21 protein-coding genes are annotated in these 22,053 nt (G+C 69.7%); 5 read left to right on the forward strand and 16 right to left on the reverse strand.

Features of this window, described 5'->3' with window-relative positions; all coding sequences use genetic code 11:
• Positions 1 to 36: 36 nt before the first annotated feature.
• The 3 genes from ASC95_RS13640 to ASC95_RS13650 all read right to left on the reverse strand — a co-directional run bounded on the left by ASC95_RS13640 (position 37) and on the right by ASC95_RS13650 (position 1,450).
• Positions 37 to 273 (reverse strand): hypothetical protein, encoded by a 237-nt coding sequence (locus ASC95_RS13640; RefSeq protein ID WP_157256281.1) that lies wholly within the window; start codon positions 271 to 273, stop codon positions 37 to 39.
• Between the two features lie 75 nt (positions 274 to 348).
• Complete coding sequence (locus ASC95_RS13645; RefSeq protein ID WP_157256283.1) at positions 349 to 540, reverse strand: hypothetical protein; 192 nt, start codon at positions 538 to 540, stop codon at positions 349 to 351.
• Positions 541 to 826: 286 nt separating this feature from the next.
• Positions 827 to 1,450: a hypothetical protein gene (locus ASC95_RS13650; protein ID WP_082567766.1), complete on the reverse strand. Its 624-nt coding sequence runs from the start codon at positions 1,448 to 1,450 to the stop codon at positions 827 to 829.
• Between the two features lie 148 nt (positions 1,451 to 1,598).
• On the opposite strand from ASC95_RS13650, the gene ASC95_RS13655 reads away from it, so the two are divergent.
• On the forward strand, positions 1,599 to 2,027 hold the full coding sequence (locus ASC95_RS13655; RefSeq protein ID WP_057298214.1) for a nuclear transport factor 2 family protein: 429 nt from the start codon (positions 1,599 to 1,601) through the stop codon (positions 2,025 to 2,027).
• Between the two features lie 3 nt (positions 2,028 to 2,030).
• Here the strand turns inward: ASC95_RS13655 and fusA are convergent, their stop codons facing one another.
• Entirely contained in the window at positions 2,031 to 4,094 is a 2,064-nt protein-coding gene (fusA, locus tag ASC95_RS13660; RefSeq protein WP_369820612.1) for an elongation factor G, read from the reverse strand.
• Between the two features lie 63 nt (positions 4,095 to 4,157).
• Here fusA and ASC95_RS13665 point away from each other — a divergent pair, with 63 nt between their 5' ends.
• Positions 4,158 to 5,567, forward strand: coding sequence for a M28 family metallopeptidase (locus tag ASC95_RS13665; protein ID WP_057298215.1), 1,410 nt, complete (start codon positions 4,158 to 4,160; stop codon positions 5,565 to 5,567).
• Between the two features lie 230 nt (positions 5,568 to 5,797).
• Here the strand turns inward: ASC95_RS13665 and ASC95_RS13670 are convergent, their stop codons facing one another.
• Together ASC95_RS13670 and ASC95_RS13675 are read right to left on the reverse strand one after the other, a co-directional pair.
• Entirely contained in the window at positions 5,798 to 7,627 is a 1,830-nt protein-coding gene (locus ASC95_RS13670) for a hypothetical protein (protein WP_057298216.1), read from the reverse strand.
• 505 nt (positions 7,628 to 8,132) lie between these two features.
• Positions 8,133 to 8,570: a hypothetical protein gene (locus tag ASC95_RS13675; protein ID WP_235537913.1), complete on the reverse strand. Its 438-nt coding sequence runs from the start codon at positions 8,568 to 8,570 to the stop codon at positions 8,133 to 8,135.
• 212 nt (positions 8,571 to 8,782) lie between these two features.
• Here ASC95_RS13675 and ASC95_RS13680 point away from each other — a divergent pair, with 212 nt between their 5' ends.
• A complete protein-coding gene (locus ASC95_RS13680; RefSeq protein ID WP_057298217.1) occupies positions 8,783 to 11,341 on the forward strand; it encodes an EAL domain-containing protein in 2,559 nt (852 codons plus the stop codon).
• 2 nt (positions 11,342 to 11,343) lie between these two features.
• On the opposite strand, the gene ASC95_RS13685 is transcribed toward ASC95_RS13680, so the two are convergent.
• The 4 genes from ASC95_RS13685 to ASC95_RS13700 form a co-directional block, all read right to left on the reverse strand.
• Positions 11,344 to 11,820, reverse strand: a complete 477-nt coding sequence (locus ASC95_RS13685; RefSeq protein ID WP_057298218.1) for a hypothetical protein — start codon at positions 11,818 to 11,820, stop codon at positions 11,344 to 11,346.
• A gap of 119 nt (positions 11,821 to 11,939) precedes the next feature.
• Complete coding sequence (locus ASC95_RS13690; RefSeq protein ID WP_057298219.1) at positions 11,940 to 13,409, reverse strand: CHASE3 domain-containing protein; 1,470 nt, start codon at positions 13,407 to 13,409, stop codon at positions 11,940 to 11,942.
• The gene (locus ASC95_RS13695; RefSeq protein WP_057298220.1) at positions 13,372 to 13,785 is read right to left on the reverse strand and encodes a response regulator transcription factor; all 414 of its coding nucleotides are present in this window, start codon (positions 13,783 to 13,785) and stop codon (positions 13,372 to 13,374) included. The genes ASC95_RS13690 and ASC95_RS13695 overlap by 38 nt, the downstream gene beginning before the upstream one ends.
• 134 nt (positions 13,786 to 13,919) lie before the next feature.
• Positions 13,920 to 14,249 carry a BON domain-containing protein gene (locus ASC95_RS13700; RefSeq protein ID WP_057298221.1) on the reverse strand — a complete coding sequence of 110 codons (330 nt, stop codon included), beginning with the start codon at positions 14,247 to 14,249 and terminating at the stop codon, positions 13,920 to 13,922.
• Between the two features lie 187 nt (positions 14,250 to 14,436).
• On the opposite strand from ASC95_RS13700, the gene ASC95_RS13705 reads away from it, so the two are divergent.
• Complete coding sequence (locus ASC95_RS13705) at positions 14,437 to 15,087, forward strand: response regulator transcription factor (RefSeq protein WP_057298222.1); 651 nt, start codon at positions 14,437 to 14,439, stop codon at positions 15,085 to 15,087.
• Here the strand turns inward: ASC95_RS13705 and ASC95_RS13710 are convergent.
• On the reverse strand, positions 15,081 to 15,272 hold the full coding sequence (locus ASC95_RS13710) for a hypothetical protein (protein ID WP_057298223.1): 192 nt from the start codon (positions 15,270 to 15,272) through the stop codon (positions 15,081 to 15,083). The genes ASC95_RS13705 and ASC95_RS13710 overlap by 7 nt on opposite strands.
• Before the next feature lie 125 nt (positions 15,273 to 15,397).
• Between ASC95_RS13710 and ASC95_RS13715 the strand changes: the two genes are divergently transcribed.
• Positions 15,398 to 16,171, forward strand: a complete 774-nt coding sequence (locus tag ASC95_RS13715) for an ABC transporter substrate-binding protein (protein WP_157256285.1) — start codon at positions 15,398 to 15,400, stop codon at positions 16,169 to 16,171.
• Positions 16,172 to 16,178: 7 nt separating this feature from the next.
• Here ASC95_RS13715 and ASC95_RS13720 read toward each other — a convergent pair whose 3' ends face one another.
• From ASC95_RS13720 to ASC95_RS13740, 5 genes are all read right to left on the reverse strand, one after another.
• A complete protein-coding gene (locus ASC95_RS13720) occupies positions 16,179 to 17,768 on the reverse strand; it encodes an acyl-CoA dehydrogenase family protein (RefSeq protein WP_057298225.1) in 1,590 nt (529 codons plus the stop codon).
• Positions 17,769 to 17,887: 119 nt separating this feature from the next.
• Complete coding sequence (locus ASC95_RS13725) at positions 17,888 to 19,042, reverse strand: GGDEF domain-containing protein (protein ID WP_057298226.1); 1,155 nt, start codon at positions 19,040 to 19,042, stop codon at positions 17,888 to 17,890.
• Between the two features lie 139 nt (positions 19,043 to 19,181).
• Positions 19,182 to 19,649, reverse strand: a complete 468-nt coding sequence (locus tag ASC95_RS13730) for a CreA family protein (protein ID WP_057298227.1) — start codon at positions 19,647 to 19,649, stop codon at positions 19,182 to 19,184.
• Positions 19,650 to 19,658: 9 nt separating this feature from the next.
• Positions 19,659 to 20,771, reverse strand: coding sequence for a beta-propeller fold lactonase family protein (locus ASC95_RS13735; protein ID WP_057298228.1), 1,113 nt, complete (start codon positions 20,769 to 20,771; stop codon positions 19,659 to 19,661).
• On the reverse strand, positions 20,768 to 22,051 hold the full coding sequence (locus ASC95_RS13740; RefSeq protein WP_057298229.1) for an alanine racemase: 1,284 nt from the start codon (positions 22,049 to 22,051) through the stop codon (positions 20,768 to 20,770). Before ASC95_RS13740 ends, ASC95_RS13735 begins: the two co-directional genes overlap by 4 nt.
• Between the last annotated feature and the right edge of the window lie 2 nt (positions 22,052 to 22,053).

Below are 22,053 nucleotides of genomic sequence, written 5' to 3' on the forward strand. Positions count from 1 at the left end.
CTGCTCGTCGGAGGCGGCCCCGTTTTGCGGCTCAGTTCACAGCCTGCGCACGCCTTCCAGCTGGGCGGTCAGTTGGCCGTCGACGTAGAGCGCCCCTTCGGGCGCGCCGGCTTCGGCGTAGAACTCCAGATGGTTGCGGGCACGGCGCCGGCGGTAGGCCGGCGAGAACACCAACCGGATGGCGCGGGCCGCGCGCTTGACGCGTGTCCAGCGGCGGGCCCAGGCGGCGTGGGTTTCGGCGGCATCAGGGCCGCTCAACTCGATCAATCTCATGAGGGTCTCCTTGGCGCCGGGCCGGCCCTCATGACATGGATCGGTCATGGCTGAGGGGCAGGCGGCGCGCTGTTGTCAGGGGCTGTCGTCGGGGAAGCGGTCGCGCAGCAGGCGTCGCAATTCGAGGCGGGCTTGCTGGCGCTGGGCATGGGCGTCGTGCGCGCTTCGGTGGGCGCCGGCCTGGCGTTGCATGGCCGGTGCCACCAGCGGATTGCGCGGTTTTAGCGCTTTGATCTGCAGGGGACGCGGGGAGGTGAATTGGGGCATGGCGTGCTCCGGTTGGGGCCGCACGTGGGCGGCGGGCAATGCGGCGGCTCGGCCCAGGGTGGCGCCAGCGTTTGCATGGATAAGTTGGAGGCCCGGGGCTTGCGCTCGAGGCAAGCGGGCCGGGCGGTCAGAGGGCTTGGGTGTGCGACCTCGCTGTGGCGGGAGAACTGCAACACGCCACAACTTGCGCAAATGATAAACAAACGTTGCTCTTGCGCAAGCGGTTTTTATCCAACACCCCTAACCTTGAGGAGATGGGCCGTTCAATGACGGATGCGGCTAAGAATCAGCGCTTCTTGGATTTCAGCGGCGCCACGCGCGCCTGCAACTTGCGCCACTCATCGAGCTCGGCCTGGGCGCTGGGCTCAGCTGCCTTCACGGGGGCCGGTGTCGGTGTCGCCGTAGGCGTCAGCACCTCGCCGAGCAGGTCCAGCAGCCGCGTACGGGCGCGCTGTGGGTGCCGGCGGTAATAAGTCAACACCAGGCCAACGATGAAGCGCTCGTCGTCGTCCTGGGGCATGCTGTCGCTGCTGCCCCCCGCCTGCGAGTACTCAGTCAGCCCCCCGAGGGGGCGCCGATCCATGCCGGGGTTGCCCGGCGTGGACATCGGCTCCAGGCGGCCTTGGGACGGCCCAGCGCCCGCCTGGAGATGATCCAAATCCATCCAGCCCGGCGGCTTGTGGCAGAGCTGCTCGAACTGGCGCGCCAGCCGTTCGCCGATCTGGCGGGAGCGGCCCTTGATCTGGCTCCAGTAGCTGGGCTGGATCTGCAGCCTCTCGGCGAAACGCCTCTCCAGGCCACGCAGGGTGGCGGCATCGGCATTCTTGACAGTGGCGCTGACGAACTCTTCGAACAGCCGCATCGCGTTGTCCAGTCGGATCTGCGCGACGTCGCGGGGGGCGCTGGGCATGGGCCGCAATGATAAATGGATCTTCACCTTCACTTCTGAGCCATTGCGGCCCGTAGGACGGCTCCGACCTGACTGAGCCGGCAACTCCTACTGAAGGCTCGCCGGCCGGCGCCCATATTGATGTTTTAGGCCGTCAAAGGAGACAGGCATGCACACCGCAGACAGCACCCTCATCGCGCTGGAGAAGAAGTTCTGGCAGTCGATGGTGGACGAAGACACCGACACCGCCGTGGCGTTGCTGGATGAACCGGCGTTGATGGTGAGTTCCCACGGCGCCATGCAGTTTGATCGCAAGCAGTACAAGCACATGGCGGAAGAAGGCCCGATGGTCATCAAGTCGTTCGAGTTCAGCGACATGAAGGTCATGCACCCGAACGACGACACCGCCGTGCTGACCTATCGAGTCAAGCAGGCCATCGCGCCTCGCGGCAAGTCGCAGGAGAAGCAGCAGGAGATGGCCGACTCGTCCGTCTGGCTGCGCAAGGACGGCGAGTGGCTGTGCGTCATGCACACGGAGACCGAGGTGGATGCTGAGGCCAAGCCGGCCAAGAAGACCGCCGCCAAGGCCAAGCACTGAAGCTCAGTCTCCTTCGTCGTGGGCCTTGTAAGCGCCGACGAGAGCGGCCTGCGTGTTCGGCGGCACCGGCTCGTAATGTGACAGCAGCAGCGTATAGCGACCTTCCCCTGCCGTCATCGCGTTCAGCCGCGTCTGGTAGCTGGCCAGTTCGGCCAGCGGCGCCAGGCCTTGCACGATGAGACTTCCGGGCACGGCAGAGCGCGTGCCGTTGACCTGGCCGCGGCGTGAGGCGAGGTCGCCGGTGATGTCGCCGATGCTGTGCTCGGGCGCCGTGATCTCGACCTGCACGATCGGCTCCAGGATCAGCGGCCGGGCCTCGCGCACGGCCTCGATCAATGCGCGGCGCCCGGCGGTGACGAAGGCGATCTCCTTGCTGTCCACGGAATGGTGCTTGCCGTCGTAGACGACGACGCGCAGGTCCGCCAGCGGGTAGCCGGCGATGACGCCACTGGCTAGTGCCGAGCGCACGCCCTTTTCGACGGCAGGCATGAACTGGCCCGGGATGGTGCCGCCCTTGACGGCGTCGACGAATTCGAAGCCGGCGCCGCGTTCCAGCGGCTCGATGCGCAGATAGACCTCGCCGAACTGGCCGGCGCCGCCGCTCTGCTTCTTGTGGCGGTAGTGGCCCTCTGCTGGCGCCGAGATCGTCTCGCGGTAGGCGATGCGTGGCGGCTCGGTGAGGACTTCGCCCTTGTAGAGCTCGCGCAGGCGCTCCAGCAGCAGACGCAGATGCAGCTCGCCCAGGCCATAGACCAGCGTCTGATGAGTCTCGCCCGCCTGCTCGATGCGCAGGCAGGGGTCTTCATCCACCAGCCGGGCCAACACCTCCCAGAGCTTCTGCTCATCGCCGCGGCGCGCCGGGCTGATGGCCAGGCCGTGCACCGGCGTCGGGAAGTCCAGCGGCTTCAGGTAGATGTGCTCGTCCTCCTGGGCATCGTGCAACACGGCATCAAACGTCAGGTCGTCCACTTTGGCAATGGCGCAGAGGTCGCCGGGCAGGGCCTCGTCGATGTCGACATGCTTGGCGCCCTGCAGCATGAAGAGGTGGCCGATGCGGATCGGTTTGCGCGCATGGCCGACGAATAGCAGGCCGCCCTTGGCGACCCGGCCCTGGTGTACGCGCATGACGCCCATCTTGCCAAGGTAGGGGTCCGCGACGATCTTGAAGATGTGGGCCAGCACGTGGCCGGCGGGGTCGGGCTTGGCTGGATAAGGCGTGGGCTCGGTGCCCTTGCCTTCCAGAAAAGGGGGCGGGTTGCCCTCGGCCGGGTTGGGCATCAGCGCCTCGATGGCCGACAGCAGCTCGCCAATGCCCGCGCCCGTCTTGGCCGAGCAGAAGCAGACCGGGATCAGATGCCCTTCGCGCAAGGCCTGCTCCAGCGGCGCATGCAGCTCGCGCGGGTCGACGTCGCCGTCGGTCAGATAGCGGTCGACAAAGGCCGCGTCCACCTCCACGACCTGCTCGACCAGGGCTCGGTGCGCTTCGGCCACGGACGAAAAATCGGCGTCCCCGGACGCCGCGAAGAAACAGTCGGCGACGCGCTTGGCGCCGCTGGCCGGCAAGTTCAGTGGCAGGCACTCCTTGCCAAACACCTCGCGGATCTGGGCGAGCAGCCCGGCCAGGTCGGTGTCGGGACAGTCGATCTTGTTGACGACGATGAGGCGTGCCAGGCCGCGCTCGGCGGCGGCGGCCAGCAGGCGCTGGGCCATCAGCTCGATGCCGTTCTGGGCGTTGATGACGACGATGGCAGTGTCCGCCGCCTCCAATGCCGGCAGGGCCTGGCCGACGAAATCCGGCGCACCGGGTGTGTCGATGGCATGGACGCGGATGCCGCCATGGGTGAAGTGCGCCAGGCTGGACTGCAGCGAATGGCCCAGGCGCCGCTCCAACGGGTCATGGTCGCTCACCGTGCTGCCGCGCTCGATGCTGCCGGCCTGCGGGATGGCGCCGGCATGGGCCAGCAGCGCATCCAGCAGCAGTGTCTTGCCGGCCGCGGCCGGCCCCACCAGTGCGACCGTTCGGATGGTGCTCACTCGCGAATCCAGGCTTGTCTCGCTCATCGGAATCTCCTCAGTGGCGTTGCCAGGGTAGAAGAACGCGGCCAACCCGGCAAGGGCAGAATCGTTTGCATGCAAGCCCGATTGACCGCCCTCATACTCTTCCCCCTGCTCGCCGCCACGGCCCAGGCCCAGACCCCGCCGGCCGATGAGCTGAAGGCCATGCTGGCCGAAGTCAGCCCTGCGCGCATCGAGTCGCGCATCCGCAAGCTGGTCGCCTTCGGCACGCGCCATACGCTGTCCGACATTGCCTCCGAGACGCGTGGTATCGGCGCCGCGCGGCGCTGGATCACGAGTGAAATGACCACTTGCTCCAAGCTGGCCGGCGGGCGGCTGCAGGTGGAGGAGCAGAGCTTCATCGAGCCGGCCGGCAACCGCGTGCCGCAGGCGACCGAGCTGGTGAATGTCGTCGCGACGCTGCCCGGCCGCGGCGCGTCCAAGAGCCGCGTCCTCGTTGTCAGCGGCCACTACGACTCGCGCAACAGCGACGTCATGGATTCCCTGGGCGAGGCGCCCGGCGCCAACGACGACGCCTCCGGCACGGCTGCGGTCATGGAGCTCGCCTGTGTCATGGCTGGGCGGCAGTTCGACGCGACCCTCGTCTTCATGGCGGTGCCGGGTGAGGAGCAGGGGCTGCTGGGTGCCGCGCAATGGGCGCGCGAGGCGCGTGCCGCGGGCACCAACGTCGAGGCCATGATCACCAACGACATCGTCGGCAGCTCGCGCGGCGACGCGGGCCAGGCCGACCCCAAACGCCTGCGCCTGTTCGCCGACGGCCTCGACCCGCTGGTGCGCCTGCTGACCGCCGCCAACGCCAACCGCCCTGCCAGCGACGCCGACGCCAGGTCCGTCGCTGCCATGCAGGCCGAGCTGCTGCCGTTGCTGCAGGCCGGCGGCAACGAGGACTTGCCCACGCACCAGCTCGGCCGCCACCTCAAGGCGGCTGCCGAGGCTGCCATGCCTGGCTTCAGCGTGCAGTTGATCCAGCGCCGCGACCGCTATCTGCGCGGCGGCGACCACATCCCCTTTCTGGAGCGTGGCTATGCGGCGGTGCGCTTCTCCGAGCCCTTTGAGAACTTCGCCCACCAGCACCAGAACCCCAGAACCGAAAACGGCATCGTCTACGGCGACCTGCCCGAGTTCGTCGACTTCGCCTATGTGGCCGACGTCGCACGTGCCAATCTCGCCGGCTTGGCCACGCTGGCCTGGGCGCCGGCGCCGCCCAAGGGCGTGAAGCTGGACGCACGCGAGCTGACCAACGATTCGACGCTGGAGTGGCAGGCCAGCGACGACCCCGAAGTGGCCGGCTACCGCATCGTCTGGCGCGACACCGATTCGGCCGCCTGGCAGCAGTTCAAGGATGTGGGCCGGGCCTCGCGTGCGACGCTGCCGGTGTCCAAGGACAACGTCGTCTTCGGCGTGCAGGCGGTGTCAAAAAAGGGATACGCGAGCCTGGCGAGCTACCCGTTGCCACGACGTTGAACAGCGCTGAAGAACGCTGACGCCCGGTCGCCAAAGGCAACCCTTGCTTACCGCGGTGGGCGTGGCGATGGACGAATATTCAGCCGCCACCACCGCGAGGGCTGATGCATTGAGCATGACCGCCTTGCCCGTGTCGCCTGTGGCCGTCCACTGTCGAGCCGCGGCGATGAGGCGGTGATGGCACGGGCGCGACAGCCGGTTCATCGGCTGCCGCGCCCGTTCTTTTCAGGTCAGCAGGGCAGCCCCGAGGTCTGGGCCGAGCAGGACTGGCTGTCCAGTTGCAACACCAGGCCATCGGGCATTCGGCCCGTGATGCGCAGCAGCTTGTAGCTGTTGACGTTCAGAGCCGTGTTGCCCACGGTGGCGCTCAGTGAGGCCCCCGTGGCGAAGGCGCCCTTGGTACTGACACCCAGCTCCAGCTCGGCGAGCTTGCTGTTGCAAGCCGTATCTGTGCAAAGCAGGGCGCGATTCGGGAGCAGGTCGCCGCGCGGCAAGGTCCAAGTCGGCCCGTAGCTGATCTTGGCATTGACGGCGCCCTTCATTCCCGTCAGGTCCGTGGCGGCCTTGGCCACCAGCGCCGGCCAGGGCTGGCCGCTCTGGGCGGCGGCCGTGACGGGCAACTGGCCGGCCAGTTCAATGCCGAGGGTGTCGCCGTCCAGGCCGCCAAGCGGCGTGCCACAGGCGCTGTCCCGGAACAACTCGATCTTCAGGCTGCGGCCCGCTCGCACGAAATTGCGCGCCACGGCGTCGCCGGCAGCGCCCGCGGGCACCGGCAGGCTCACGATGTTGTTGCCGCGCGTAGCGCCGCTGAGCGGATCGAGGCTGGGTGTGCCGTCGTTGCTGCTGACGCTCCACAAGCTCAGATAGCCGCCAGCGCCAGCCTTCTTGAACAGCGCCAGCGGCACGTCGGCGCCGCTCGCGTCCTTCTGGCTGACCCGGGCGCACTGCAGCACACCGCCGCCGCTGGCCGTGACGGCGGGGATGCTGACATCCAGATAGCGCGCATAGCCGTCCGGCGCCGTGCTGTCGATGCGGCGCGTCAGCACCAGGCGGGCGGCGGCCGTGGCCTGCACCTCCAGGCGGTTGCCAAGGAAGGTCCAGCCGGAAGCGCGCTTCACCGCGGCCTGCTCGATGCCGAGACGCCGCTGGAAGCCCGCGGTGTTCTGATAGACGAAGCTGACGCGGCACAGCGGGTCACCGGCACCGAAGTCGCAGCGGCCGAGCGTGGAGGGCAGCAGCTTGCCGCCGAACATGACCTCGCCCTCGCCCAGGATGCCATTCATGCGCAGGCAAACCAACTGCGCCGCGTCTTTGGCCCCGATGAAGGGGGTTGAGATCGCATCGACGCTGGCACGCGCATTCGCGTCGAAGACCGACTCCAGGCCGATCAACTTGCTCTGGCAGTTGTTGATGTTGGCCGTTGCCGTGATCAGCTTGGTGAACAGCGCATCCAGGCCGGTCAGGTCCACCCCGGCCGCCGCGGCGTCGAAGCCCAGGCTGCCCTGGGTCGTGCTGGCCTCCAGATAAGCGGTACCTGCCCCAAGGCGGGACGTCAGCGTCACGAAGGCCTTGCTGTCGGCGCCCAGGCCGACGGCGACGGTGTCCAGCATGCGGTCGTAGCCGGTGCGCGAACCGGCCGTCAGCGCGCCGGCCAGCAGGTCGAAGTCGCCTGCCAGGCCTGCATCGGCCAGGGCTGGCGCCAGGGCGGCGCGCAGGCGGGTCTGGGCGCCGGCCAGGGCGGTGTCGCCCAGGCCCTGAACGGGGCCGGTCATCAGCGTCTCGGGAGCCTGGTCGCTGGCCAGCACCGTGATGGCACTGGTCAACGGCGTCAGGTTGAGAGTGCCGCCGTTGCTCGTGGCACCCCACAGGCAGATTGGCTCGTCGCCCACGCTGCCACAGGCCTCGACGCGGAAGGGCCCATCGCCACTCAGGGCAATCGGGCCGTAGGCGCCGGTCGCGGCGGTGACGGGTTTGCCGGTGGCGATGGCTTTGCCGGTTGCGTCCAGCACGCGCACGGTGGCGCTGTTCAGCGCCAGGCCGGCCGCGACGATGCCGGACACCGGCGGAGGCGGCGGCGGCGGAGGTGGCGGCGGCGGAGGAGGAGGTGGTGGTGGTGGTGGCGTAGGGGGCGGCGGTGTCGGCGTCGGCGAAGGAGCGGGCGACGGACTGGGGCTCGGGCTCGGGCTCGGGCTGGGCGCCGGTGCAGGACTTGGCGACGGGCTGGGCGAAGGCGAGGGGTTGGGCGCTGGCGTTGGCACCGGCACCGGCATGGGCAACGGGCTGGGCGTGGCCGCTGGCGGCGGCGGGCCCGGCGCTTCGCTGGGCGCGGAACCGCCGCCCCCGCCACAGGCGGCAAGGGCCAGGGCCATTGGCCAGGCATAGGCCGAAACCCGGCGCGGGGCCGGCGGCGGGGTCAGCGGGAGCGGGGAGGAAGAGAAGGCAGCGTCGGGCATCCGGGCCAACCGCGCGGGCGCGGCACATCGGTCAGGGTCGGTCTGACTTTAGGCTGCCAGGGCTGCTGGCGGTGGCTGGAACTGAGGGGCCGGCTCGGCCTTTTGCGAGTGATCAGTCGCGGTGGCCGTGCCCGTGCCCGTGTCCGCGGTCATGATGATGGTGATCGCGCCAGTCGTCCCGGCGCCAGTCGCGCTCGCGGTGGACGACGACGTTCTGGCGATACCAGCCGTCCTCGACGAAATACACCGGCGCGCCGCAGGCGCGGTACTGATAGCAATGGCGGCGCCAGTCGCGGCGGTGCTCTGGCGGCACCCACAGATAGACCGGCTGGGCGCGGTAGGCCGGTCGGCCGATGATGACCGGCTGGGGCGCAAGCAGCACCGGTTGCGGATAGCGGCCGATATCGACGCGCCCGTACACGCCCGGTTGGCTGAAGCCGATGGACACGCCGACGTCCGCGGCGCGGGCGGCAGGCAGGGCCGTCATGGCGGCCACGCCCAGCAGAGCCGGGGCGATCCACTGTGCGAAGGGGTTGCGGCGGGTGGTCATGGGATTTCTCCTGAGGAATGCGGCAATGTCGCTGTCTCCAGTGAACGTCCCGGCCGGGCAGGTGGTTGTAAGTGCGCCGCCGGGGTGCTTGTAGGACAGGCGGCAGGCCCGCGGGGATGCGGCCTTGTCCTACAGGCTCATGCCCGTCCTGCCGACGCGGCTCCTATCCAGTGGGCTTGATGCTTGCCCGTCTTTGCGTCGGAGCAGCATCGATGAGCGAACCCCTGCAGACGGGTGTGCCGGCAGACGAGGCACCGCGGGATGTGCTCGCTGCCTCGGTGTCAGCCGCCCAGCTTGCGCTGGCGCAGAACGCGCGCTTCCTGGAGCGCTGCAGCCGGCTTGCGGGCGTCGGCGCCTGGGAATGGCAGGCCGACACCGAGAAGCTGACAGTGTCCGACTCGGCCTGCGAGTTGCTCGGCCTGCCCATCGGCCAGGTGCCGACGCTGGCGGCCCTGCTGCAACGTTTCGGCGCCGATGGCGCTGCCATGTTGGATGCGGCCCTGCAGCGCGCTGCGGCAGACGGTGAGGGCTGGGATGTCGAGCTGCCCTGCGAGACCGGCGCGGCCGGGCGTCGCGTGCTGCGCGTGGTCGGCCGCCATGATGAAGACGAAACCGGCCGGCGTGTCGGTGTCGTCATGCTGGACGTCAGTGAGCCCGCCAAGGTGCGTGCCGAGCTGGAGCGCACGCTGGAGCGTCTGGCCCTGGCCACGCACAGTGGTGGCATCGGCGTCTGGAATCTGGACCTGCGGGACTCCCGCCATGGCGAACTCGCCTGGGACGATGCCATGTGGCGTTTGCACGGCGAGCCGCCGCGTGGCCAGCGCACCAGCCTCGCGAACTGGCGCAAGCGCCTGCATCCCGAGGATCGCCGCGCCGCCGTCATGGCCGTGCGGGCGGCCCTGCGCGACGGGCCCCAGCTGGACGGCGAATGGCGAGTCAGCTGGCCCGATGGCAGCGTCCACGTGCTGCGCAGCGCCGGTCGTGTGCTGCGCGACGCCGGTGGCCGGCCGCGGCGCTTGTCGGGCGTCTGTTGGGACGTCAGCGAGGCTCGCCGGTTGCAGCAACAACTGCAGGAACAGCATGAGCTGCTTGAGGTCACGCTGCAATCCATCGCCGATGCGGTGCTGACCACCGATGCCCTGGGCCGCGTGACCTGGCTCAACCCCGTCGCCCAGCGGCTGACGGGCTGGGCTGCTGCCGAGGCGCGCGGCCAGCCGGCCAGCCGTGTCTTCCTGGCCCAGCGCGAGGAAACCGGTGAGCCCCTGGCAGACCCGGTGCAGCGCTGTCTCGCCACCGGCCGGCCGACGCGCCTGGCCGCCGGCGCCATGCTCCTGGGCCGCGATGGCGAACTGCGCGCCGTGGACGATTCGGTCGCTCCCATCCGCGATACCGACGGCCGGGTGCTCGGCGCCGTGCTGGTCTTTCGCGACGTGACCCAGCAGCGCCGCCAGTTCGACGAGATCCGTTGGCGGGCCAGCCATGACGGACTGACCGGCCTTGTCAACCGCGTCGAGTTCGGCCAGCGCCTGGCGCGCGCGCTGGAGCGGGCCAAGCGCGATGGCAGCCACCATGCGCTGCTGGCTTTTGACCTCGACCGCTTCAAGCTCGTCAACGACCACTGCGGCCATGCTGCCGGTGACGAGGTGCTGCGCGAGGTTGCCCGCCGCCTGGAGGCCGGCGTGCGCGGCCGCGACACGGTGGCCCGCCTGGGTGGCGACGAGTTTGCGGCCATCCTGGAAAACTGCTCGCTCGACGAGGCCCTGCACGTGGCGCAGAAGCTGTGCGACGCGATGGACCAGTACCGCTATGTGCACGGCGAGCAACGGTTTCGCATCGGCACCAGCATCGGCGTAGCCCCGCTGGACGGGCGCTGGCCCGATGCCGATGCCGCCATGCGCGAGGCCGATGCCTGCTGCATGTTCGCCAAGGAGCAGGGCCGCAATCGCGTCCAGCTGTGGGCGCCCGACGACGCCACGCTGCGCGCCCACCAGAGCGAGCACCGCTGGGCAACGCGGCTGCAGCAGGCCCTGGACGAGGACCGCTTCGAGCTCGACCTGCAGCGTGTGCTGCCGGCCCAGGGTGATGACGATGGCCGGCTGCGCGGCGAGCTGCTGTTGCGCCTGCGTGAACGCGACGGCAGCCGTGTGCTGCCCGGCGCCTTCATGCCGGCGGCCGAGCGCTTTCACCTCGCGCCGCGACTGGACCGCTGGGTTTTGAGGCAAGCCGTTGAGTTGCTGCAACGCAGCGGCCCTCCGGAAGTCGCGTCGCTGTCCATCAATGTGTCGGCGCTGACGTTGCAGGATGCGGCCTACCACCAGGAAGCCCGGGCCCTGCTGACGGCGCTGGGCCCCACGCGCGCTTCGATCTTGTGCCTGGAAATCACCGAGACGGCCGTCATCACCCAGCTCGGCGAGGCGGCGCGCTTCGTCCAGCAGATGCGGGCCCTGGGTGTGCGCATCGCGCTGGACGACTTCGGCGCAGGCGCCTCCTCATACAGCTATCTGAAGGCGCTGCCGGTGGACCTGCTGAAGATCGATGGCCAGTTCGTGCGCGCGTTGATGACTGACCCGCTCGATCAGGTGGCCGTGCGCAGTTTTGTCGACGTCGCCAGGACGCTTGGCCTGACGACGGTGGCGGAATGCGTGGAGACGCCCGAGGTATTGCTGGAGCTGGTGCGTCTGGGCGTCGGCGAGGTGCAGGGTTTTCTGCTGCACCGGCCCCAGCCCCTGGCCGAGCTGCTGGTTGCCGCCGAAGAGACGATGCCCGCCTGAACTCAGCGGGCGGTTGCTTGCTGTGGTTCGCGGGGCGGCTGCGGCGCCACATTGGCGCGCACCGGCTGGTCGCGGTCGTCGGCGTCAACGGCCGGCGCTTCCGCCTTTGCGACGATGGTGGCGTCGTCGGGTGCCGAGGCCGGCGGCGCGCTGTTGTCGCGGCCGTCCGCGACCGCGCGCAGCGACACCTGCAGCCCGCGCGACAGCAGCTGCTGCCAGCCGTGCAGGGTGTCCGCCGCCTTGTGCATGACGTCGGTCAGCTGCACGTCCAGCGGGCGGGGATCGTCGACCATGTCCACGCCGGCGCTGGCCCCGAGGGCGGCGACGGCCACGAGCATGGCGGCTGCGTGGAAGCGGCGGCTGTGCAAGGGCGGTGACAGCGCGTCGGCGTCCCGCGACATGATGGACATGCCGGGTACCGGCGGCGCCGGCATCTGCGTGTGCCAGCCTTCAGCATGCGGTGATTGCGGGAATTGCATGGTGCCCTCCTGGCTGCGTCTGAGACGGTCACCGCGCTCTGTCGGCGCGGGCCCGGGAGCAGTTTGGGCGCGCCGCATGCGGCGCCATGTCGGCTCGGGCAGGCTTGGCCTGTAGGACTTCAGGACGGGCTGGGGCTACCGAGTTCGCCGGGGGCTGTCACCGGGGCTGGCTCAGGTTGCGGGTCTTCGCGCATCGGCAGGCGAGCCAGCACCAGCGTGCCGCGGCCGGGCGCGGACAGCAGCTGCAGCGTGCCGCCCAGGCTTTCGATGCGATAGCGCATGCCCAGCAGGCCGTGATGGCCGGCGCCGACAGCCTCAGGGTTGAAACCCTGGCCATCGTCGCGGATGTGCAACTGCAGCCAGCCATCCGATTCGGCCAGCGAGACGCGCACATGTTTGGCCTTGGCGTGGCGCAGCACATTGGTCAGCGCCTCCTGCACCAGGCGGTACATCGCCAGCCGGCTGGCCTCGTCGCTGGGGGCCTCCATCAGCTCCAGGCTGAGCTGCAGGCCGGAGCGTTGGGCGAACTCCTGGGTCAGGATCTCCAGCGCCGGGATGAGGCCGAGGTTGGACAGGGCCGACGGGCGCAGGTCCTCGATGATGCGGCGCTTCAGCGCAATGCCCTGGTCGAGCAGCTCGCTCATGTGCTTGAGGCGCTCATCGATCTCGGGCGCCGCGGTGCGTGTCATGCGGCGGATGCGCGCGACATCCAGCTTGGCGGCCGTCAGCAGCGCACCGAGTTCGTCGTGCAGCTCGCGCGCCAGATGGGCGCGCTCGTCCTCGCGCACCGTCTGCAGGTGGTGGGCCAGTTCGGTCAGCTCGGCGGTGCGGCGGGCCACCTCACGGTCCAGCCGGTCGCGTTCCTGCGCAAGCTCCTTGGCATGCTCACGGCGGGCCGCGTGCAGGGCCTCGTTGCGGCGCAGGAAGATGGCCAGGCCGAACAGGCTGAGCAGGGTCAGCCCGTGCACGCCGATGCGGCCGTAGTTCAGCGAGCGCACGACAGCGTCGCGCTCGGTGGCGATTTGAGCGAGCTCATGTTGGTCGAGCTGGCCGACGGCGTCGCGCACCGCCTGCATCTTCTCGCGTCCGATGTCTGACTCGACCAGCCCGTGCCAGGCCGTGTCCTGCCCGTCGCGGTAGAGCTTGACGACCAGCTGCAGTTCGGAGAGTTTTTCGCTGGCACGCCGGCTCGCGTCGGCCACCAGGGCCTCCCATTCGGAGCTGGCGTACTGGCCGCGCAGCCGCGACAGCACATTGGGCAGCTCCTGCTCGGCCAGCTTGATGGGAGTGAGGTAGTCGTCACGCCCGGTCAGCAGATAGCCGCGCTGGGCCGTCTCGGCATCGGTCAGCAGCTCGCGCAGGCGCAAGCCGTCGTTGCGCGCCTGATGGCGGGCCTGGGACTGGTTCAGCGCCTCGTCGGCACCCCAGAAGGCGGCCTCGCTGACGCCCATGACGGCGGCTGCTGCCAGTGCCGCGAAACCGACGGCCAGACCGCGATTGCGGCTGGCGCCTTCCAGCCAGGGATCGAGATGACGCAGCACGGGCAGCCGTTCAACTGGCCGCGGCTGCAGGGCGCGCTGATGAGGCATGTTCGGCCAGTTCGGCGCAGTAGCTGATGAGGTCGTCGAGCTCGCGGCTCTTGTCAAACACCCGTTCCGCGCCGAGGCTGGCACAGCGCCGGCGCATCTCTTCGGTGGCGTAATTGGTCAAGACGACGCGCCGCGCCCGGATGCCGAGTTGCTGGGCGGCCTGCAGCACGCCCAGGCCGGTGCCGGAACGCAGGAACACGTCGACGATGAAGAGGTCGGCATTGGCATCGGGGTCGCGGCTCATCCAGCGCACCGCGCCGGCTTCATCGGCCACCGAGCCCACCACTTCGACCTGAGCCAGTTCCTCAAGCGTCGCAATCAGGTTCTCTAGGATCACCGGACTGTCTTCGACGATGAAGGCTCTGAGTGCTGGCATGGCCCGACGACGGCGCGAGGATGATGAGGTTGAAGTATGGACCGCTTCCGCGTCGGGCCGGCAGTGCCGGCAGCGCATCACGCTGTAGGACTTCTCCTAGGGAAACTCCCTTGGAGGTCCTTCAGCGGCGGTCTTCAGTTGGGGTGTCGCACGGCGATGTCGTTGCGCACGGCGACGACACCGGAAGTTTCGCGGGCCAGCTTCTCGGCCATGGCCTTTTCCTCATGCGACTTGGCAAAGCCGGACAGTTGCACCGTGCCCTTCAGCGTTTCGACGCTGATCGCCATCGCGCTCACGGTCGGGTCGGCGGCGAACTTGCCCTTGACGCGGGTGGTCAGCGCAGCGTCATCGACATAGGCGCCCACGGTTTCCTGGTTGCGGGTGACGGCACAGCCGCTGGTGGTGGCCAGGGTGGCCGTGAGAGCGGTGGCGACGGCCAGAGTGAGGATGGACTTGTTCAGCATTGCAGTTCTCCTTGGATGGCGGCTTCACGGAGCCGCTGTGGCGACTATCGCGGCGCGCCCCCGCTGGCGGCATAGTCCCGAAGCGCGGCCCCCTGTCGGACTCGGCCGGCGTCGATGTAGGACTGAAGGTATCGCGGCGCGCCTTGCGGGCTGCTACGCTGGGCGTTCTCTCAATCCCGCGTTCATCATGATCCGTATCGGCATCGTCGACGACCACGCCATCGTGCGCACCGGCTTGCGCCAGTTCCTGTCCGACCACGTCGACCTGCGCGTCACGGGCGAAGGCTCCAGTGGCCACGATGCCCTCGAGATGGCGCGTGGCGGCGAGGTCGACGTGCTGCTGCTGGACATCTCCATGCCCGACCAGAGCGGCGTCGATGCGCTCGCGGCCATCAAGGCGCGCTTCCCGGAGCTGCCGGTCCTGATCCTGAGTGGTTTCCCGGAGGCGCATTACGCGACGACGCTGCTGCGCCAGGGGGCCAGCGGCTACCTGAACAAGGAATGCGATCCCGACGAGATCGCCAATGCCATCCGCCTGGTGGCGCGCGGCCGGCGCTACATCAGCCCGGCAGTGGCCGAGCAGCTGGCGGACAGCGTCATGGGCGGCGGCGGCGCCGGCGCCGCGCCGGACAAACCCCTGCACGAGGCGCTGTCGGAGCGTGAGTTCCAGGTCTTCCTGCGCCTGGCCCAGGGCGAGACCGTGGGCCATATCGCCGAGGCGCTGTTCCTCAGCGTCAAGACCGTCAGCACCTACCGCACGCGCGTGCTCGAGAAGCTCAAGCTGGCGACCAACAGCGATCTGACCTACTACGCGCTGAAGAATGGCCTGATTCAGTAGCGGGGTTCGCCGCCGTCACTGGGCGCGTCCTCGCCGAGGGTCCAGGGCAGTGCGCATTCATAGCCCAGCTCGGCCTCGCTCGACGTGGCGGCCGGCGACCACAGGCGCGTCAGCGCGGACCAGAAGGGGCGGTGCGGGCTGGATTCGGCCAGGGAGTTGTGCTGCAGCGAGGCGTCGATGGTCATGGGAGGTTCCGGCTGAGGTTGGCGTGCCCAGCATCGCCACGGTCTGAGGCGGCGTGTATCGGCGGGTGTCGCGGTGCCCTGTCGGAGCCGGCTGACAAGCACGCCGTCTCGATCAGAATGCGCGCGTGTTGTCACCTCCTTCCCTGCTCCGTCTGGGCTTGACCTGCCTGGCGCTTGCCTGCCTGCCTGCGTCGGCCTGCGAGCTGCGTGTGCGCTGGAACCCGGACCCGCCCTACAGCATGCGTGACGGGCAGGGCCGCCTCGTCGGCATGCAGATTGAACTGGTCGAGCGCACGCTGGATCGCATGGGCTGCCATGCGGTCTGGGTCGAGCTGCCCTGGGCACGCGCCCTGGTCGAGTTGCAGGCCGGCCGCCTGGACCTGCTGCCCGGCGCGCTGCGCCGCCCCGAACGCGAGGCCTATGCGCATTGGGTCGAACAGCATGTCGCGGTGGCCAACCGCCTCTTCGTGCGCGCCGGCCGGGAGGCCGACTTCGCCAGCGCGACGCGGCTGAAAGAGGCCTGGCACCAGGGGCTGAAGCTGGGCGTGCAGATCGGCGTGGTCTATGGCGCCGACTACGCCGAGCTGCTCGCCGACCCGGCCTTTCGCGCCACGCTGACCCAAGCCTCGGCGCGCCGCAACCTGTGGCAGATGCTGGAGATCGGCCGCGTCGACGGCGTGCTGGCCAGCGAAGCGACGGCGCGTTGGGAGCTGGGCGAGCTGGGCCTGGCCGGCCGCATCGTGCCCACGGCGGTGGTGGTGCCGCACGAGGCTGCGCAGCTGATGTTCAGCAGGCGGTCGGTCAACGCAGCCTTGGTGCAGCGCTACCGTGAAGCCAGCGAGGCGTTGGAGCGCGACGGCACGCAGGGGCGCATCGTGCGCCGCTACCTCGACGATTGAGCAGCGCTCAATCCGCCAACGCAGCGTTCAGAATCCGCGCCGCCTGCGAAACGGGCTGCGTGCCGACCAGCCGGCCATCGGCGCCGAAGCGGGTCGCGATGAAGGCGTCGGCGGCGATGGTAGAGGACTGCTCGCGCATCAGCCGGCCCTGGGCGCAAAGCACGAGGCCTTGCGCGACGCGCCGGGCCTGGGCTTCCAACGCTGCCGGGTCGCCTGTCAGCAGGCGGCGCAGGGCTTGACTTTCGGCGCGCACGGGGGCGTCCGTGCTCGTGTCGAACTCATCGAGCAGCGTGGAGGCCACGTCCGGCTCGCGGGCGACGGCACGCAGCACATCCAGCGCCATCACATTGCCCGACCCCTCCCAGATCGAGTTGACCGGTGCCTCGCGGTACAGGCGCGCCAGCATGCCGTCCTCGACATAGCCGTTGCCGCCCAGCAGCTCCATCGCCTCGCCGGTGCATTCGATGGCCCGCTTGCAGACCCAGAGCTTGGCGGCCGGCGTCATCAGCCGCTGCCATCCGGGCTCGTTGCTTTCAAAGCCGCGTGCCAGGCGCAGCATCAGGCGCATCGCCGCTTCGCTTTCCAGCGCCAGGTCGGCCAGCACGGTTTGCATCAGCGGTTGTTCCGCGAGATGGCGGCCAAACGCGAAGCGCTCGCGGGCGTTGTGCAGGGCCTGGACCAGCCCGGCGCGCAGCAGGGCGGCGCTGCCGATGACGCAGTTCAGCCGCGTGTAGCCGGCCATCTCGATCAGCGTCGGGATGCCGCGGCCTTCGTCACCGAGGCGCCGCGCCCAGGCGCCGTGGAACTCGACCTCGCTGCTGGCATTGCTGCGGTTGCCGAGCTTGTCCTTGAGGCGCATCACCTGGACGGCGTTGCGGCTGCCGTCGGGCGTGTAGCGCGGCAGCCAGAAGCAGGTCGGGCCCGATTCGGTGCGGGCCAGCACGAGGTGGGCGTCGCTGGTGGGCGCCGAGAAGAACCACTTGTGTCCCGTGATCGCGTAGCTGCCGTCGGACCGCTCGACGGCTGAAGTCGTCACGCGGCGCAGGTCGGAGCCGCCCTGCTTCTCGGTCATGCCCATGCCGACCCAGATGGACGGCTTCTCCGTCAGCGGCCGGTCCAGCGGATCGTGCTCGCGGCTGAAGAACTTGTCGCGCAGCGGCGCGAACAGCTCGGGCTGCCTGGCCAGCACGGGGATGGCGGCCTGGGTCATCGTTGCCGGGCACAGCGAGCCGGCCTCGACCTGCCCATGCAGATAGCAGCCGGCCGCGAACTGGGCCCAGCGGCCGGGCGTGTCGGTGGCGAAGACGTCGGCGATCAGGCCCTGGCGGCGGTACATCGCCAGCAGCGCATGCCAGCTCGGATGGAAGTCGACGAGATCGACACGGCGGCCGCGGGCATCGAGCTGGCGCAGCTGCGGGCCATGGCGGTTGGCGTCGCGAGCCAACTGGGCGGTCTCGGCGCTGCCGAGTTCGGCGCCGTAGCGTGTCAGCGGCTCGACCGCCTGGGGCGCGGCCTCGCGCAGCGCAGCCAGCAGGGCCGGGTCGGTGGCCAGCAGGTTGTGGCCGACCCATTCGTCGACGAGGTTGTCTGTGTTCATGGCATGGATCGCTTCAGTCGCCGAAGTCAATGCAACCACAGAGGCACAGAGGTACGGAGATACACACGGCTCAATCTCTGTGTCTCAGTGCCTCTGTGGTTGCATTCGTTGTGCGCGCCTCAGTCCGCCACTCCCGGTTCGGCCATCAACTGACCCTTGCCGGCGCGCCGGGCTTCGTAAAGGGCCGTCTCGGCGCGGCGTTGCAGGTCGGCCAGGCCGCGGTCACCCGGGCGCAGCTTGGCCCAGCCGGCGCTGAAGGACAGCGCCATGCCGAGCTCGGCAGGCGCGCGCTCAAGCAGGGCCTTGCGCAGGCGCTGGTCCAGGGCCTGCGGACCCTCGGGCAGACAGCGCGCCATCAACACGCCGAACTGCTCGCCGCCCAGGCGGCCGGCGAGGTCGCCCAGGCGCATCTGGGCCTGAATGCAACTGGCAAACAGGGCCAGGGCGCGGTCGGAAAAATCCATGTCGCGCTCTGCCTGCAGGGTCGCGAAGTCGTCCAGGTCCAGCACCACCAGAGCCAGGGGCTCGTCGTAGCGGCGCGCCATGGAGATCAGGTCGACCGAGCGTTGGGTGAAGGCATTGCTGTCCGCCAGGCCGGTCAGGCCGTCGGTCTGGGCCAGGCGCGCCAGCTCAGCCTCGGTCTGGCCCCGCCAGGCCAGCAGCAGCATCGGCAGGGCCAGCAGCAGCGCGAGCTGGCCGGCCAGCGCCAGCAGCAGGTCGTGCCAGGACGCGCTGTCGCCCAGCAGGGTCGTGGCGGCGCGGCCCAGCATGGCCGCCAGCAGGGGCAGCACGGCAGCCAGCCCCAGCAGGCGCCAGCGGCGGCTGTTCAGCCCCTGCAGCACCGTGCTGCGGCCCGGCAGCATCAGCGCCACGCCCAGCCAGGCGAGTTGGGCGCCGAGCACCGCGTCTGCCAGGGTTTGGCCGACGGCATGGTTGCCCGCCAGCAGCGCATGGCCGATGCCCAGCACGAGCGGCGCCGCCGCCATGACCCAGCGCCCCGGCCGCGGCGTCAGCCACAAGCCCAGGGCCCACCACAGCGCGGACAGGCCGAGGCTGACGACGGCCAGGCCGGCGCTGTGCAGGATCGGCACGGCCATTCGATCGCCGTGGGTCGGGCTCGCCATGGCCAGGCCCAGGGCCAGGGCCGCCATGCCCACCTGGGCCCAGCGGCCGCCGGCATTCGCACCGTGCCAGCCGATCAGCGTGATCAGCACCAGCGCGGCGGCCAGCGCCTGCATCGGCATCAGGGCGAACAGCGCTTCCGTGAACGTCATGCGTGTGGCTTTCGGTTTGCGGGCCGAACGCTGGGCCGCTCCCGAGCCGGCCCGCGCTGGCGATGTGCTTGCCGGTCAAGCCGGAAAGCATCGCCGTCCCCGCGGGGGACCGGCCAAGGTACTCCTTGGACGAGGGGCTTCATTTCTTGATAGGGATGGGGGTTTCGCGGGCGACGGCTACCGCGGTCACGCTGTTTTGCGGCGAGCCGTCGACGAGGCGGTCGGAGTAGGTCAGGTAGACGAGGGTGTTGCGCGCCGGGTCCACGAGGCGAACGATGCGCAGCCGCTTGAAGACCAGGGAGATGCGCTCGTTGAAGACTTCTTCCTGGCGCGGCAGCGCCTGGCTGATGGTGATCGGTCCGACCTGGCGGCAGGCGATGGAGGCTTCGGACTTGTCCTCGGCCAGGCCGATGGCGCCCTTGATGCCGCCCGTCTTGGCGCGCGACACATAGCAGGTCACCCCCTGCACCTTGGGATCGTCATGGGCATCGACGACCACTTTGTGGTCGGGACCGATCAGCTTGAAGGCCGTATCGACCGAGCCGATAGGTTCGGCGCGGGCCAACGCCGTCGCGGCGAGCAGGAGAACGAGGGCGGCTTGCTTCATCGAGGCAGTCTAGAGCGAACAAGCCCCGGCGGGGCTGGGTACCGCCGTCTGCCGCCCGGTGAAGCGCGGTTGCTCGGGCCGGCCGAGGTCGAAATGGCTGAGCTGGTCGCTGCGCTGGTTGCACACGAACAGGTGGCGGCCGGCGCGGCAGGCGCTGCGCGGGTAGCTGCCATGCACCCAGTGGTGGTCCAGCAGGCGCGGGCGGCGCGGCTGGGCCAGGGCGATGACGGCCAGGCTGTCGTGCAGGCGGTTCAGTGCGTAGAGATGGCGGCCGCCGGGCGCAACGAGCACATCGGACGCATAGCTGGTGCCGGCAAAGCCGGCCGGCAATACCGAGATCTCGTCAATCAGGCGCGGCCCATCGGCCGTCAGTTCGACGGTCGACAAGGTGGACGACTCCTCCTGCAGCACGTAGACCCAGCGGGCGTCGGTCGGGTGGAAGGCGAAGTGGCGTGGACCCGAGCCGGGGCTGAGCGCGAGTTCGAAAGCGGCGGGCTTCGGCGCACCGGACTCGAGTGGCCAGACGAGCAACCGATCGCGGCCCAGGTCGGTGCCGAGCAGCCAGCGGCCATCGGGGCTGGCCTGGATCATGTGGGCATGCGGCGCTTCGTGGCCGCTGTTGGCCTGGCTGCCGGGCGGGGCCTTGGCCGCTTGTTGCGGGCCCGGCCGGCAGTCCGGACCGGCGCAACCGGGCCAGCTCTCGGCCTCGCCGAGGCGGCCATCGGCTTGCAGTGGCAGCGCGGCGAAGCGGGCGTCGCCGTAGTGGGCCACCCAGGCGTGGCCGGCGCTCAGCGACAGTTGCACCGGGCCGCGGCCGCCGCTGGGGTGGCGCTGCAGCAGTTCGAGCCGGCCCTGCGCGTCCTGGGCGTAGACAGCGACATGGTCTGCGCCTTCCTCCGCGGCATAGACATGTCGGCCCTGGGCCACCAGCCAGCTTGGGCTGCGGGTATTGGCTGTCAGGCCCAGGGCTTTCAACCCGCCGTCGGCGGCGATGGCAAAGCTGTAGAGGCCCTGGCCCAGCGGGGCATAGGTGCCGACGTGCAAGAAGCAGGGTGAAGTTGCGGCGGCGGTGGCGGGCATCAGGGCAGCGGCGGAGAGGCTCAGCAAATGGCGGCGTTTCATGCGAACTGCGTGGTGATGGCATCGACAACGCGGTCGTCCTCGTCGACGACGGCCATCCAGGCCCATTTGTCGAAGGTCGTGCATGGGTGCGAGGGCCCCAGCGCGACGCGCTCGCCGACGGCCGGGCCGTCGCCGGCGCTCGGGTCCCAGCGCAGATAGGCATGCTGATCGTTCAGTCCGGTGACACGCCAACCCGCGGGGGCCTTGGCCCGCTCGGCGCCGCGCAGATGCCAGACCGGCAGCGGCCAGCCGGCATCGAAGGACACATCGCGCCGGCCGGCGTTGAGCAAGGCCAGGCCGGGCTCGGGGCAGGACAGCACCTGGGCCCACACCTCCAGCGCCGGCTGCAGGCTGGGCGCCGACAGCGGCGTGCCCATGCGCTCGTCCATGGTGTGCATATAGCGGCCGTAGTGCTCGTGGTCATGGCAGACGTAGCAACCCGAGCGCAGCAGGCCCAGGCGCCCTGGCTTGCCGGTGAGCATGGGAGCGACGAGATCGAAGAGGGCCGAGCCGCCGCCGCTGAGCCAGAGCGGCCGCGCATCGGCGTCGAGCAGGCCTTTCGCCTCGATGTCGCCCAGCAATGCCTCGATGCGGGCCTGCCAATGCTGCATCAGCGCACGGTCGGGTTCGCTCTCGCCCCGCACCTGCAGGCCCTCGTAGAAGCCGATGCCGCGCAGCCGCAGTGCCGGATGGGTCTTGAGCGCACGGGCCAGGGCCAGCGCCGGGCCATGCTCGCGCACGCCGCAGCGTGAGGTACCGAGTTCGATCAGCACATCGATTCGAGCCTCGCCTTGACCCAGATCCGCCCAGTGCGCCGCCAGCAGATCCAGCTGCGCCTGCGAGTCGACAAAGAAGGCCAGCTCCAGGCCAGGGTGGCGGCGCCGCAGGTCCAGCAGTTCGGCCAGCTCGGCCGCGCCGACGAGCTGGTTGGCGATCAGCGCCCGCCGCGCGCCGGCCGCCAGACCGAGGCGCAGCTGATGCACGTTGGCGAAGGTCAGGCCCCAGGCGCCGGCGTCGAGCTGACGACGAAACAGCTGCGGGCTCATCGTCGTCTTGCCATGGGGTGCCAGTTGCACGCCGTGCTGGGTGGCGAAGTCCTGCATCCAGGCGATGTTGTGGGCCAGGGCCTGCTGGCGCACGACGGCCAGCGGTGTCGGCAGCTCGTGCAGCGTCCAGCGGCGCTGGGCCACGTCGGCCAGTGGCAGGGGCGGCTGCAGCGCCGGAAAGCCTTTCAGCCAGGGACCGAGCCAGCCGGCGCGCGGAGTGTCGTCATGATCCATGG

It is taken from the genome of Pelomonas sp. Root1217 (assembly GCF_001425705.1).
Lineage (GTDB): Bacteria > Pseudomonadota > Gammaproteobacteria > Burkholderiales > Burkholderiaceae_C > Pelomonas.

Excerpts from the sequence above, each read along its gene's own strand:
- ASC95_RS13640 (WP_157256281.1), bottom strand. The coding sequence starts at position 273 with ATGAGATTGATCGAGTTGAGCGGCCCTGATGCCGCCGAAACCCACGCC.
- ASC95_RS13645 (WP_157256283.1), bottom strand. The coding sequence starts at position 540 with ATGCCCCAATTCACCTCCCCGCGTCCCCTGCAGATCAAAGCGCTAAAA.
- ASC95_RS13650 (WP_082567766.1), bottom strand. The coding sequence starts at position 1,450 with ATGCCCAGCGCCCCCCGCGACGTCGCGCAGATCCGACTGGACAACGCG.
- ASC95_RS13655 (WP_057298214.1), top strand. The coding sequence starts at position 1,599 with ATGCACACCGCAGACAGCACCCTCATCGCGCTGGAGAAGAAGTTCTGG.
- ASC95_RS13665 (WP_057298215.1), top strand. The coding sequence starts at position 4,158 with ATGCAAGCCCGATTGACCGCCCTCATACTCTTCCCCCTGCTCGCCGCC.
- ASC95_RS13675 (WP_235537913.1), bottom strand. The coding sequence starts at position 8,570 with ATGACCACCCGCCGCAACCCCTTCGCACAGTGGATCGCCCCGGCTCTG.
- ASC95_RS13680 (WP_057298217.1), top strand. The coding sequence starts at position 8,783 with ATGAGCGAACCCCTGCAGACGGGTGTGCCGGCAGACGAGGCACCGCGG.
- ASC95_RS13685 (WP_057298218.1), bottom strand. The coding sequence starts at position 11,820 with ATGCAATTCCCGCAATCACCGCATGCTGAAGGCTGGCACACGCAGATG.
- ASC95_RS13690 (WP_057298219.1), bottom strand. The coding sequence starts at position 13,409 with ATGCCTCATCAGCGCGCCCTGCAGCCGCGGCCAGTTGAACGGCTGCCC.
- ASC95_RS13695 (WP_057298220.1), bottom strand. The coding sequence starts at position 13,785 with ATGCCAGCACTCAGAGCCTTCATCGTCGAAGACAGTCCGGTGATCCTA.
- ASC95_RS13700 (WP_057298221.1), bottom strand. The coding sequence starts at position 14,249 with ATGCTGAACAAGTCCATCCTCACTCTGGCCGTCGCCACCGCTCTCACG.
- ASC95_RS13705 (WP_057298222.1), top strand. The coding sequence starts at position 14,437 with ATGATCCGTATCGGCATCGTCGACGACCACGCCATCGTGCGCACCGGC.
- ASC95_RS13710 (WP_057298223.1), bottom strand. The coding sequence starts at position 15,272 with ATGACCATCGACGCCTCGCTGCAGCACAACTCCCTGGCCGAATCCAGC.
- ASC95_RS13720 (WP_057298225.1), bottom strand. The coding sequence starts at position 17,768 with ATGAACACAGACAACCTCGTCGACGAATGGGTCGGCCACAACCTGCTG.
- ASC95_RS13725 (WP_057298226.1), bottom strand. The coding sequence starts at position 19,042 with ATGACGTTCACGGAAGCGCTGTTCGCCCTGATGCCGATGCAGGCGCTG.
- ASC95_RS13730 (WP_057298227.1), bottom strand. The coding sequence starts at position 19,649 with ATGAAGCAAGCCGCCCTCGTTCTCCTGCTCGCCGCGACGGCGTTGGCC.
- ASC95_RS13735 (WP_057298228.1), bottom strand. The coding sequence starts at position 20,771 with ATGAAACGCCGCCATTTGCTGAGCCTCTCCGCCGCTGCCCTGATGCCC.
- ASC95_RS13740 (WP_057298229.1), bottom strand. The coding sequence starts at position 22,051 with ATGGATCATGACGACACTCCGCGCGCCGGCTGGCTCGGTCCCTGGCTG.